Raw genomic sequence first — 12,133 nt, 5'->3', positions numbered from 1 at the left:
TTGATGGAAGTAATGTGATAGTTATTTAGAATTGAAGAAAAAGCTCAAAACAATCCCGAAAATTTTAAAGAATTGAATATTTAAAACAAATGTAAATTTTTTTCGCGGGCGAGATGTTGAAAACAAGGAAGTGACCAATGGAGTTTGCGAGGTATTTCAATACCAAGCAACAAAATTCAAACTACTTTCCATCTAAAAGTCTTAAGGTCGTCCCGATAAAATGATATTGCTTTTTACAATATAAATAATCAAGAACATATTATCGGGAGGTCGAAATCCCGATAAAATGACAGCTTGCTTCGGAAATAAATAATTCCCTATATTTTATCGCGACAAAAGGTCAAAAGGTCAAAAGGTCGTCCCGATAAAATGATATAGCTTTTCCGCTTCCAGTTATCCCCTTCCTGGGTCTATTCCACTGCTACTAACGACTGTGTGTTCACCGCTTTTACCGATTTGAATACCCTGTTGAATTCTATATTTCTTTCAGTGGAACTTGCATCCAGTTGAATGACTTTCCCATCGAGATTGATTTCAATAGGGATCTCGAGTTTGGTTTCTTTACAAGATATTTTATAAAAAATTCGGGTTTTTTGTTCCGTATACTCGACTCGAAGCACCACCTTGGGGATTTCTGTGTGGAACAAATATTGCTGAAAAAATGGCGTAAAATCTTTCCCGCTGAACTTGTTTACAAATTGTATAAAGTCTTCGGTTTGGATGTTTTTAAATTGGTAAGTGGTATAAAAACTTTTAAGCATTTTAAACCATTCGGCATCATTCTTAAAAGCAGATCGCAAAGTTTGAAGTACCCAACTGCCCTTGTAATATTGGTCGCTATCCGGAAATCCTGTAAAGTTGACATCCCTTGGTCCTACCAATGGCATCGAATTTTTAATCAGTTTCCGTTGATGGTCTAAATAACGCAATGCTGCTTTTTTTCCATGCAGATATTCTACATATAAAGCTTCCATGTAGGTCGTAAAACCTTCGTGAATCCACATATCTGCGTGGTCGCTGACCGACAATGCATTTCCAAAATATTCATGTCCGCTTTCGTGGATGATTATAAAATCAAAATTAAACTCTTCCGGAATCATGCCGCCAAGATATCCTCGCTTGTATTTGTTGCCATAAGCGATAGCACTCTGATGTTCCATCCCCAGGTAAGGAGCTTCAATCATGGCAAAGCCATCATTCCAAAATGGATATTTTCCAAAGTAGTGTTCATAACATTCCAGCATCTTGTGCACTTGCTCAAAATGAACTCGTGCTTTGGATTCATTGGCTTTGAGTACATAGTAATCCAAATTCAGCCAGCTGCTGTCTTTCGATTGGTACTTGTCTGAAAAGTGAACATAATCACCCAGATAAAAACTTACATTGTAATTGTTGATCGGATAACCAACTCGCCAATGCCAGGTTTTGTATCCTTTGACCGGTTCGCTTACCTTTTCGAGGTTTCCATTGGAAATGGCCATTAAATCTTCAGGGGCGGTCAACCGGATTTTCATGCCGTTGTCGGGTTCATCTGAAAGGTGATCCTTGTTTGGCCACCACAAACTCGCACCCGTTCCTTCACAGGCTACCCCCACCCAGGGTTTACCCTGTTCATCTTTTTGCCAAACAAATCCACCATCCCAGGGTGCATTTTTTGCCTGAATCGGTTTGCCTTTGTAATGGACTTTGATTTTATCCTTTTTTCCTTTGGAATCCTGAGATTCGATAAATAATGCATCGAATTCTCTGCTGTAATTAAGTTCTTTGGATCCTTTGGTGATTCTTTCCACCTCCATGTTTTCAAACAAGTCAAGTTGCAGGATCCTTAAGTCTTCAGTTGGAAGATACTCCATTTCAAGCGAACCTTCGATGGATTGAGAGCTTAGGTTAAACTTCAGGTCGAGGTCGTAAAATAATACATTGTAGGCCCGCTCGGGTCTCAATGCACCTCTAAGGCTGTCTTTTCTGCTGAAATTTTGTTGAGCATAAGTTCCGTTTAATAACAGAAAACTAAGGCAAATAGCAAAAATGCAATGTTTCATCATGTGCTTAAAATGGTCTGATCTCGTTTTTGGAAGATTTCAATGTTTTCCGGATCATTCGATCGACAAAGTTAACAGGTAAAAACCGACTTATCAGCCTAAACATGAATTTGTTAGGATGTACCAAATAGCTGGGTTTCGGATGATCCGACATGAATGCATCCCAAAATGCGGCCTGAAGAGCGTCCACGGGTATGGCCTTTCTTTCCATCTTGAAAATGAGTTCATTAGCTTTCTCCAGAAAAGCATCAAAAGGGTTGGGAGGAAATTTTTTATGGACATCCAGTTGTTTTCTCCAAATCCCTGTTTTCAAACTTCCAGGATTTAACTTCACGACGTGAATCCCTAACAAATTGAGCTCCCGGCGCATGCTATCGCTCAAACCTTCCAGGGCAAATTTCGAAGATGCATAGGCCCCCAAAAAGGGCGAAGCAAAGAGCCCGCTGACCGAACTCATCTGGATAATTCTGGCTCCAGGCCCATATTTGCTTAGAGCGCCGAAACACAATTGGGTCAATCGAAGGGGTGCAAATACATTGATTTCAAAGACTTCCCTAAATGATTCCATAGGGAGAAATAGCGATGGCCCGGGTTCCACTGTCCCGGCATTGTTGATCAGGGCATATAAACCCGCTTCTTCCAGTGCAGGTTTGATTTGCAAAAAGGCGTTTTCGATGCCATCCGGACGGTTTAATTGCATTTCCAGCAAGTGTAAGTTCGGGAATTTTGACAATTCCGGTGGGGCTTTGCTCAAATCTCTCAAGGTCCCAAAAACCTTGAACCCACTTTCAGCGAGTTCTGTTGCCAGGTAAAGTCCTATTCCGGAGTTCACTCCTGTAATCAATACGTTTTTCACATTTTTTTTCTTATTATCTGTAAAGCTAATAAAACCGGAGTTTGAACAACAATGCTCCGAATAGCTTATTTTTGTCACCTCTATCATGAAAAGGATTATTTATTTTTTTGTTTTTATCGCCACGCTGAGCTCGTGCAAAGATGAAAACCAAATAGATCAGGAGTTTTTATCAGGTAAGTGGTTTGTCGAACAAGCCTATCGCAATGATAAATTAACCAACACCCTGGAGGGGGCTTTTTTCTATTTTGATGGACAAATTATGACAACAAATTTTCAGGGTGCCGAACAGCAGGCTACCTATGTCATCCATAAAAATCAGATTCAGCTCACAAAAGGAATGGATTATACGTTTTATATAAAAAAGCTGGGTAGCAAACAACTGGAACTAAAATTTGAAATTCATAAAACACAGTTTGTCTTTAAAGTAAAAAAAGAATGACCCGTAATAAGAGTTGGAAAGGCATATGCTGGATCTTATTTATATTCAGCAGGATTTCTTCTCAGGAAGCTTATGTACAACCCTCCGTTTTTTATACATCTGGGCACACTCCCTATTTAGATCTAAGAATTTATATCAGCGATAAAGTCTGGAAAAAAGTATATACTTCTGATAGCCTTCAAAGCATGAAGATCGATCTGATGATGGTCCTCAAAAATGGAGAAAACATCATCAAAGCAGCCAAATTCCAACTCCATACCCCTCCTTCAAAATCCAGTGTACCATTTTACCATGGAGAAAAATGGGAACTTACACCCGGACTTTACCTGCTGGAAACCTCAATAACTGATGCATTTACACCTGAAATAGAGTTAAGCCTGATTGATACCGTATGGGTCAAAGATAAACCGGCAACTCATGGATTTTCCGATATTCAATTGCTGCAATATGCTAAAACTTCTTCCGACAGCGCGAATCAACTTTGGAAAAATGGCATCTACGGAGAACCACTTCCATATCACACGTATTATGCACACCAACATATCCTTTTTGCCTATGTTGAAAGCTATCTGGAGCAAAACAACCCGACACCATTTTATTTGAAGTTTACCATTTTGAGAAAAGATTCTTTCGGACTTTTCGTACCGGTCAGAGAGTGGTTTAAAAAAAGGAAAGCAGTTCCTGTAGATGCGCAACTCATACAACAGGACATCAGTGAATTAACCAGTGGCAGTTATCAATTGAAAATCCAGTTGATGGATAAAGACAAACAACTTATTTGCGAAGAGAACACGCATTTCATCAGGGAGAATCCTTTTTGGGACCGGATACATTATTTATTCACGAGCCGTAAAGAGGATAAATTTTATTTTGATACCATTCCGGTTGAGCTGGTGGACTATGGTGTCAGGGCTGTTCACCCATTGATTACAGGGATAGATGTATCGACTCTGAATAATTTATTGAAAGAAAAAAAAGAACAAGAAAAGCGAATTTTTCTTTTTACCTATTTTAGCGAGCGTTATGACACAGCGAGAATAGCTTTTATGAATTATTTAAAACTCGCAAAGTACCTCGATCAGGAATTCAAATCGGGCTTTGGTTATGGATTTGAAACGGATCGGGGAATCATGTATTTGCGTTATGGCAGGCCTGATGAAATCATAAAAGAGGATAAAGATCATGGTGCCTTTCCTTACGAAATCTGGAAATATAATAAAATTGCTAAAGGGGGCCAAACCAACGTTAAGTTTCTGTTTTATAACCCGGACTTAGCAGGCAGTGATTTTAGGCTGCTACATTCAACAGCCATTGGTGAAAGATTCAACCGGAAATGGGAAATTGAGTTGTACAAAAATGCAAAAGATCAATTCAAAGGCGATAATTTTTTCGATGCCACCGAAATGCAACCCGGCATCAACAGAAGGGCTCGGGAATATTTTGACAATTGAAAATGTCAGCAGAATTTTATTGCGGGATTTACGAAGTCAATGGATTTTTTTCAAACAAAGTTCTTGGTTCCAATGGGGATGACATAATTTGAAATTTTAGCTGTATCTGGTATATTATTCATTATATCTTTGGGCTGCATTTTTTAAAACCGGTGAATTCAGGGAATTTATTACCCAAATCATGTGAATTGAAAAATCTGGCCACATAAATTTCATGGCTGCAGGCCTGGCGAATCTCTGGTTCTAAAATCTTGCATAAATTAAAGTACCCATAAATTAAAAGTATGTTGATCTTGGACGGAAATAAATTGTCTGCAACTATTCGCAAAGAAATTCAGGACAAAGTGCGTTTATTCTGCCAGAATGATGTGAGGCCTCCCCATCTGGCAGCAGTTCTTATTGGAGACAATCCAGCCAGCCAGACCTATGTACGCAATAAAATTAAAGCTTGCGACGAAGTAGGATTTGCGTCCACACTGATCAAAAAACCAGCCACCACCAGCCAGGAAGAGTTGATGTACGTGATAAAATCATTAAATGAAGACCCCGAAATTGACGGCTATATCGTACAACTTCCATTGCCCCGCCATATTGACGAACATGCAATCAATCTGGCAATTGATCCGGCTAAAGATGTCGATGGCTTCCATCCCTATAATTTTGGTAAAATGGCTTTGGGTCTATCTTCTTTATTGCCTGCTACTCCAATGGGAATCATGATGATGCTCGACAGATATAAAATTGAAACTGAAGGAAAACATTGTGTTGTTCTTGGGAGAAGTAATATTGTCGGTACGCCTATGGCACTCCTGATGTCTAAAAAATCAAAGCCGGGTAACGCAACCGTAACCATTGCCCACAGTAAAACCAGCCGCCTCGATCAATTTTGCAGGGAAGCAGACATCATCATTGCTGCATTGGGAATTCCGCATTTTCTCAAAGCCGATATGGTCAAGGAGGGTGTTGTTGTGGTGGATGTAGGAATTAACCGGATCGAAGATCCCAGTTCATCTAAGGGGTCCAGACTTGTTGGAGATGTTGAATTTGATTCTGTTTCTCAAAAAGCTTCGGCGATCTCCCCGGTACCTGGTGGAGTAGGTCCGATGACGATCACTGCCTTGATGGAAAATACATGGAAAGCTTTTTCAAAAAAAACCTGAGCATCGGATGGGTCAATTATCCTACCTGATGAATATCCCTGCAGATGAACAGGATCTGCACATCGCCTTGCTTTACGCCGAAGGAGTTGAATCGTTTATCCAAAGTGAGGACCACATGGAAGCTTTTGTGGATGAAAAACTTTCTGATCTTCAGCAACAAATTGAATTGTATTGTCTGGAGAACAACATCCCCTTTTCTAAAAAGTCGCACGAGGTAAAAGACTGGAATGCGGTTTGGGAATCACAATTCGAAGCCTTGCCGATAGGCAAACAATTGTTAGTAAGAGCAACTTTTCATGATCCTGATCCAGAGTTTGAATACGATTTGATCATTGCACCTAAAATGGCTTTTGGAACCGGCCACCACGAAACCACTTCAATGATCCTGGAATATATGACTGGGATTGAATTGCACCAAAAGGATGTGCTGGATTTTGGTTGCGGTACAGGAATTTTGGGAATATTTGCTTTGCTCAAAGGGGCTGGTGAAGTAGTCTTTATAGACAATGATCCACTGGCAATAGAAAATACAGCTGAAAATTTAACTCTTAATCATTTAAAGTGTGCGTTGTTGAAGTTGGGTGGTTTGGATGAGGTTCCCGATCGAAAATTTGATTATATCCTGGCCAACATCACGCGCAATGTATTGACAGAATGCCTTCCCAAACTATCTTCTTTGTTGAATCCTGGAGGCAACATCGCATTGTCAGGTTTTTTGGCAAGCGATAAAATTGAAATGGAAAAACTGATTCTGGAAAATCAATTGAAACTAAAATTTGCTATACAAAAGGGAGAGTGGATTTGCCTTATTGCGGAAACATAAGTGCTCCATCAAAATTTTTAAGGCCTTCATAGACAAGATCGGTTGGTAAGCCCATGATATTGGCATAGGTTCCTGAAATTTCGGAAATTTTGCACAAGCCAATCCATTCCTGCACAGCATAGGAACCTGCTTTGTCGAAAGGTAAATAAGCATCGATGTACCAACTTATTTCTTCGTGATTCATTGCGCGGAAATAAACTTGCGAACTTCCTGTAAAAGCAATTTGTTTATGATGATCACTGAGGCAAACTCCTGTATCAACCCTGTGCATTTTACCAGAAAGACTGGCCAACATATGGTAGGCATCAGCACGGTCTTTTGGCTTTCCAAAAATTTTATCACCGAGGATCACAATTGAATCGGCCGTTAAGGCTATTTCATCATTCTTAAGAAAAGACCTAGCTCTTTTGTTTTTTTCGATAGCAATGTGTTGTGCCACTTTAAATGAAGACATGCCTTCAGGTATATGCTCATCAAATTCGAGATGAATGGTTTCAAACCAAAACCCTGCTTCCTCCATCAGCAATTTCCTTCTTGGGGAAGATGATGCTAGGATAATTTTGCGAAAATTGATTCTTTGATGCATCAGTATATAATCCAATAGATCATTCCTGCCAACATTAGCAATTTGAGACCACGGCTTACAAATGTAATCCGGCTTTTGAGATCCTGTCTAAAAATAAATAGGCTCAACCAGATAAGGGGAATACCAAGACAAAGCAAAAAGACCCAACACGATTTAAACGTGTGAGTTTGAAAAACGTGAATACTTAAGATCAGCAACAGCAAAATCCAGAAAAGCCTCACAATCCCCATGGCTGTTTCCTCGCCATAATAAACAGCAGTGCTTTTGCAATCAGAATTTGCATCCGATTTTATGTCTTCGATGTCTTTGACAACTTCCCGGATAAAGTTGACCAAAAACGCAAACAAGCCCAGCATAAATAGGGGGTAGAGCAACTTCTTCCAAAGAGAATAATCAAGCATTCGGAGCAGACTGATCTCTTCCCAATAGGCAAATGGGATTATATATATGACTGCACTCGTAAACAAGGCCACAAATAAATTGCCTATGACCGGAAGGCACTTCAATTTCCACGAATAAATGAAAAGTAATAAAACAGCTGCTGGATATAATGCAGCATCCATAAGTCTGTCGCTTTTTACTGCAAGAAGAATGGTGAGCCCCAATCCGGTAAAAACTATGAATAAGTAAATTATAATTGCAACATTTGGTTTGATGGTGAGAGGTACCGGATTCTTTCCGGGGAAAATGGCGTCTATTTTAGCATCAAAAACATTATTGATTACAAAGCCTCCGGCTGCAACCAGGACAGTTGTAAAGCTCAGTAACAAAAAGTCTAAACCGCTCAGAGTTTCTGACTCGACAGGAAGTTGTGGATTTAGAATAAAATAAAATATGAATTGTTGGCCAAACAGGATCATGAACAGATTTGGCAATCGCAGGAAGGAACTCCAGGATTTCAGGTCCATTTATCTTGTGCTTGAAGAATCTTTTCTAAAAGGTCACGCACACAACCACTCCCTCCAGCCAAAGGCGATATGTAATGTGCAATTTGCAATATTTCCGGAACGGCATCTGAAGGGCAACAGGCCAACCCGGTAATCTTCATCACACTTAAATCGGGAATGTCATCGCCCATATAAGCAATTTGTTCAGGGGGTAACTTCCATTGGTCTGTCAACTCTGAAAAAATACTTAACTTATTTTCTATTCCTAAATAAATATCTCCAACGCCTAAAAGCTCTAACCTTTTTTTGGAGCCAATGGAATTCCCACCAGAGATGATGCCAATTTTGAATCCTTCTCTGATGGCCTTTTTGATGGCATACCCATCCCGGATATGCATTCTCCTGAGAAATTCGGATTGCTCGGTGATCAAAATGGTATTATCAGTTAAAACCCCATCGATATCCAATACGATTCCGCGAATAGTAAAAAAACGATCGTATACGTTCATGAAGTAAAATTAAGCTTGATTGTCGCGAAATTCATAGACCCATTTTGCCTGTATTTGTTCCAGATGTGCTTCATTGCAATCTTCCCTTTTTCCGACAAAATTTGGAATTTCAAGAACCCATTCAATCAATTCAGTAAACCTGATGCGATAAATTCTGGATTCATTAAACTCATGACCGAACCTTTCGTAAAGGGCCATCGCGATGTCTTCGTGATCAGACCAGTTTATAGGTAAATTTTCAATGGATTCAAACGGCATGGACCTGGTTTTTAATGTTCGTGACCAATGATCCGGCTTTGATCCGGAATCTCAACGGTGATACGGGCATTCTCATCCAGAAGAATACATTGACAAGCCAGTCTTGATTCCAATCTGGGATTCATGGCTCGGTCAATAAAATCTTCTTCTTTGTCGCTGATGTCTTCCAAATATTCGGCTCCGGAATTAATATAAACATGGCAGGTTGAGCAAGCGCAAACCCCTCCGCAATTATGATTGAGGTGTATATCCTCTTCCTCTGTGATTTCCAGAATGGATTTGTCCAATCCATTGGTGATGACTGTTTTATCAGCAATCCGTTGGTCTTCAAAGAGGAATTTGATTATAGCCATATAAAAAGGTGACTCCTAAACAATTCAGGTATAGAAAAGTTTAACTGATTCCGGAAGGAATTTTATGAAAATTAGCTAATTTGAGTCCTGCTTTTCCGGTATTGTTATATATTTAAATGTTTATTTAGATTATAAGCTATGGAAGAAATTATTAAAATCGGAGATACGAGGAAATACAAATTTAAAGAGATAAGAATCTATGCTTCCACAGAATGGCTTGCAGACAATAAGAAAAAATACAGACAGGTCTTCGACCGATTTTCAACGGCGTATATATATGTTGAACTTTCTTTTATCAACAAATTGTTTGATCGGGAATCCTGGGAGACAGAAATTGAATTGAGATGCTTCAGTCTGATCAAAACAAAAAAAGAAGTTTGCAATTTAAGTTTCAAGCGAAAAATTTCTAAATTCGATCATACCGTTCACATCCGGGAAGGCTGGGGAAATAAAAAAGAAGGTTCGTTCTGGAAAAAGGGTACCTATTGCTGGGAAGCTTATATGGATGGTGAAAAAGTTGGCAGCCGTTATTTTTATGTGGAGGATCCGGGAGCCAGTCAGGTTGAATCTCAGAATCCTTATGTGGAATTGCAATCACTGCGCTTATACGAAGGCCCTTTTGAAGATGTTGCTTCCGAACAACGTCATTATGTAAAAACATTTGAAGGAGAAGAAACCCGTTATGTCTATGCAGAGATCATTCTGAAAAACCATTGCAATCAGGCAAATTGGCAGTGTGAGCTTTTTATCAAGTTTTTAAATGAATCCCGGGAACTTAAAGGTCAGGTCATCCGATTAGTTCCGGTACGCAAAGAAGACGATAAAATATTCATCACAGCTGGTTGGGGTTCAAATGTCAAAGGATCCTGGTGGGAAGGTCTGTATACCGTTGAAGTTGTTTTTCTCGACCACCTTTTGGCAGTAATGCCTTTTGAGGTCGGGTTTGCTTTTGAGGAGGGAATTCCACCTATTACATTGCCGTATAAAAGCGACCCCATATTACTTCCAGGACATGAAGTAAAAGAGGAAAGCCTAGAAGCCGTACTCGATGAACTCAATCAGCTCATAGGATTGCAGGAAATTAAAAGAAAAGTGAAGGAACACACCCAATACGTGAAATTTCTTCAGTTAAGAGAGGAAAAGGGCATTCACGAAATTGAAAAATTGGCTTTGCATTCAATTTTTTATGGAAATCCGGGAACCGGAAAAACGACCATAGCTAAAATGATGGGAAGGCTGTATAAAAAAATGGGTGTGCTCAGTAAAGGCCATGTCTATGAAGCAGACCGCGCAGAGCTGGTTGGTGAATATATTGGCCAAACAGCACCTAAAGTAAAAGAGGTCATCGAAAAAGCACGGGGTGGTGTTTTATTCATCGATGAAGCCTATGCCCTTGCCCGTACAAACGACGACAGTAAAGATTTCGGAAGGGAGGTCATTGAAATTTTAGTTAGAGAAATGTCAAACGGAGAAGGAGATATAGCGGTCATCATGGCCGGTTATCCCAAGGAAATGAAATATTTTCTGGATTCCAATCCAGGCTTAAAATCACGCATTAAATTATTTTTTGAATTTCAGGATTATCTTCCCCAGGAACTGTACGAAATTGCTGATTTTGCCATGGCAAAAAAAGCTGTGCGTTTTGACGACGAGGCAAAAGAAGAATTGCAACACATTATTTTAGATGCTTACAGGAACAGAAACCACGCTTTCGGAAATGCAAGATTTGTTTTTGATGTTGTCGAAAAAGCAAAAATCAATTTGGGAATCCGGATCATGAGCAGCAATTTACCTGCCGAATTTGATATGGATTCTTTAAGTCTGATCACAGGCGAAGATGTAAGAAAGATCCAGCTTGAACCTTCCAAAATGCGTCCTCTGATTCCTATTGATAAAGAGTTGCTCGAAAGTGCTATGAATGAACTCAATCATTTGATTGGAATTGAAAATGTAAAAAAGGAAATCGCGGAGCTTGTAAAAATTGTTCAGTTCGCAAAAAAGTCTGGAAAAGAAGTACTGAATCAACATTATTTGCATACGGTATTTCTTGGAAATCCGGGAACAGGAAAAAGCACCGTAGCCCGGATCATTGCCAAAATCTACAAAGCACTCGGAATCCTGGAAAGAGGTCATATGGTCGAAACCGACAGGCAGGGTCTGGTTGCCGGTTATCTGGGCCAATCGGCCATTAAGACTTCTGAAAAAATTGAAGAATCTATGGGCGGTGTCTTGTTTATTGATGAGGCCTATGCTTTGGCTGGGGGGGTGCAGGCGCATACCGATTATGGCAGTGAGGTCATTCAGACATTGCTGAAACGCATGGAAGATCAGCGTGGCCAATTCTTTGTATTTGTCGCAGGCTATACAGAGCCGATGGAGTCATTTCTGAAATCCAATCCTGGATTGAGCAGCCGTTTTGATAAGATCTTGAAGTTTGAAGATTATTCCGAAGAAGAACTTTTCCTGATTGCGCTTAAAATGTTTGGGGATGCCGGACTAAAAATATCTGATGCCGCAGAAACACATCTCAAATCTTATCTGGCTTATTTGTTTCATTCAAAAGACCGGTTTTTCGGAAATGCAAGATTGGTTCGTTCAATTTGTGAAGAAATCATTCGATACCAAAATATCCGACTGTCGAATCTGGATGATTCAGAACTTATGAAAGTCAGCCAAAATAGCATTGAACTGGAAGACGTACAATCTTTTGTGCCGGGAAAAGACAGAAGAGATGTGTTCAACAGGCCAAGACTTGGATTTATGAAATAA

General features: G+C 39.8%; 12 protein-coding genes. 5 read left to right on the top strand and 7 right to left on the bottom strand.

Translation table 11 applies throughout. From position 1 onward, the window contains the following. Positions 1 to 410: 410 nt before the first annotated feature. Together IPM34_11445 and IPM34_11440 are read right to left on the bottom strand one after the other, a co-directional pair. Entirely contained in the window at positions 411 to 2,045 is a 1,635-nt protein-coding gene (locus IPM34_11445; GenBank protein ID MBK8956152.1) for a M1 family metallopeptidase, read from the bottom strand. Positions 2,046 to 2,049: 4 nt separating this feature from the next. Then, positions 2,050 to 2,898, bottom strand: coding sequence for an SDR family NAD(P)-dependent oxidoreductase (locus IPM34_11440; protein MBK8956151.1), 849 nt, complete (start codon positions 2,896 to 2,898; stop codon positions 2,050 to 2,052). Between the two features lie 85 nt (positions 2,899 to 2,983). On the opposite strand from IPM34_11440, the gene IPM34_11435 reads away from it, so the two are divergent. The 4 genes from IPM34_11435 to prmA all read left to right on the top strand — a co-directional run bounded on the left by IPM34_11435 (position 2,984) and on the right by prmA (position 6,771). Further along, positions 2,984 to 3,337 (top strand): membrane lipoprotein lipid attachment site-containing protein, encoded by a 354-nt coding sequence (locus tag IPM34_11435; GenBank protein MBK8956150.1) that lies wholly within the window; start codon positions 2,984 to 2,986, stop codon positions 3,335 to 3,337. Then, positions 3,334 to 4,788: a GWxTD domain-containing protein gene (locus IPM34_11430; GenBank protein ID MBK8956149.1), complete on the top strand. Its 1,455-nt coding sequence runs from the start codon at positions 3,334 to 3,336 to the stop codon at positions 4,786 to 4,788. Before IPM34_11435 ends, IPM34_11430 begins: the two co-directional genes overlap by 4 nt. Before the next feature lie 284 nt (positions 4,789 to 5,072). After that, on the top strand, positions 5,073 to 5,948 hold the full coding sequence (gene folD, locus IPM34_11425) for a bifunctional methylenetetrahydrofolate dehydrogenase/methenyltetrahydrofolate cyclohydrolase FolD (GenBank protein MBK8956148.1): 876 nt from the start codon (positions 5,073 to 5,075) through the stop codon (positions 5,946 to 5,948). 7 nt (positions 5,949 to 5,955) lie between these two features. Then, positions 5,956 to 6,771 carry a 50S ribosomal protein L11 methyltransferase gene (gene prmA / locus IPM34_11420; protein MBK8956147.1) on the top strand — a complete coding sequence of 272 codons (816 nt, stop codon included), beginning with the start codon at positions 5,956 to 5,958 and terminating at the stop codon, positions 6,769 to 6,771. On the opposite strand, the gene maf is transcribed toward prmA, so the two are convergent. From maf to IPM34_11395, 5 genes are read right to left on the bottom strand one after another with little or no spacing between them, the layout of a single operon-like run. Next, positions 6,755 to 7,357: a septum formation protein Maf gene (gene maf / locus IPM34_11415; GenBank protein ID MBK8956146.1), complete on the bottom strand. Its 603-nt coding sequence runs from the start codon at positions 7,355 to 7,357 to the stop codon at positions 6,755 to 6,757. The genes prmA and maf overlap by 17 nt on opposite strands. Further along, entirely contained in the window at positions 7,357 to 8,265 is a 909-nt protein-coding gene (locus tag IPM34_11410; GenBank protein ID MBK8956145.1) for a UbiA family prenyltransferase, read from the bottom strand. The genes maf and IPM34_11410 overlap by 1 nt, the downstream gene beginning before the upstream one ends. Then, on the bottom strand, positions 8,256 to 8,753 hold the full coding sequence (locus tag IPM34_11405; protein ID MBK8956144.1) for an HAD-IIIA family hydrolase: 498 nt from the start codon (positions 8,751 to 8,753) through the stop codon (positions 8,256 to 8,258). The genes IPM34_11410 and IPM34_11405 overlap by 10 nt, the downstream gene beginning before the upstream one ends. Positions 8,754 to 8,762: 9 nt before the next feature. Then, positions 8,763 to 9,011 carry a Fe-S cluster assembly protein IscX gene (gene iscX, locus IPM34_11400; GenBank protein ID MBK8956143.1) on the bottom strand — a complete coding sequence of 83 codons (249 nt, stop codon included), beginning with the start codon at positions 9,009 to 9,011 and terminating at the stop codon, positions 8,763 to 8,765. An 11-nt stretch (positions 9,012 to 9,022) separates the two neighbouring features. Continuing rightward, positions 9,023 to 9,364, bottom strand: a complete 342-nt coding sequence (locus IPM34_11395; protein MBK8956142.1) for a 2Fe-2S iron-sulfur cluster binding domain-containing protein — start codon at positions 9,362 to 9,364, stop codon at positions 9,023 to 9,025. 138 nt (positions 9,365 to 9,502) lie between these two features. On the opposite strand from IPM34_11395, the gene IPM34_11390 reads away from it, so the two are divergent. Continuing rightward, a complete protein-coding gene (locus tag IPM34_11390; protein ID MBK8956141.1) occupies positions 9,503 to 12,133 on the top strand; it encodes an AAA family ATPase in 2,631 nt (876 codons plus the stop codon).

It is taken from the genome of Saprospiraceae bacterium, assembly GCA_016716185.1.
Lineage (GTDB): Bacteria > Bacteroidota > Bacteroidia > Chitinophagales > Saprospiraceae > Vicinibacter.
The sequence above is the reverse complement of the archived record's forward strand: the minus strand, read 5'-3'. Positions and strand labels throughout refer to the sequence as shown.

Coding starts and splice junctions, on each gene's coding strand:
- IPM34_11445 (MBK8956152.1), bottom strand. CDS start 2,045: ATGATGAAACATTGCATTTTTGCTATTTGCCTTAGTTTTCTGTTATTA.
- IPM34_11435 (MBK8956150.1), top strand. CDS start 2,984: ATGAAAAGGATTATTTATTTTTTTGTTTTTATCGCCACGCTGAGCTCG.
- IPM34_11430 (MBK8956149.1), top strand. CDS start 3,334: ATGACCCGTAATAAGAGTTGGAAAGGCATATGCTGGATCTTATTTATA.
- folD (MBK8956148.1), top strand. CDS start 5,073: ATGTTGATCTTGGACGGAAATAAATTGTCTGCAACTATTCGCAAAGAA.
- prmA (MBK8956147.1), top strand. CDS start 5,956: ATGGGTCAATTATCCTACCTGATGAATATCCCTGCAGATGAACAGGAT.
- maf (MBK8956146.1), bottom strand. CDS start 7,357: ATGCATCAAAGAATCAATTTTCGCAAAATTATCCTAGCATCATCTTCC.
- IPM34_11410 (MBK8956145.1), bottom strand. CDS start 8,265: ATGGACCTGAAATCCTGGAGTTCCTTCCTGCGATTGCCAAATCTGTTC.
- IPM34_11405 (MBK8956144.1), bottom strand. CDS start 8,753: ATGAACGTATACGATCGTTTTTTTACTATTCGCGGAATCGTATTGGAT.
- iscX (MBK8956143.1), bottom strand. CDS start 9,011: ATGCCGTTTGAATCCATTGAAAATTTACCTATAAACTGGTCTGATCAC.
- IPM34_11395 (MBK8956142.1), bottom strand. CDS start 9,364: ATGGCTATAATCAAATTCCTCTTTGAAGACCAACGGATTGCTGATAAA.
- IPM34_11390 (MBK8956141.1), top strand. CDS start 9,503: ATGGAAGAAATTATTAAAATCGGAGATACGAGGAAATACAAATTTAAA.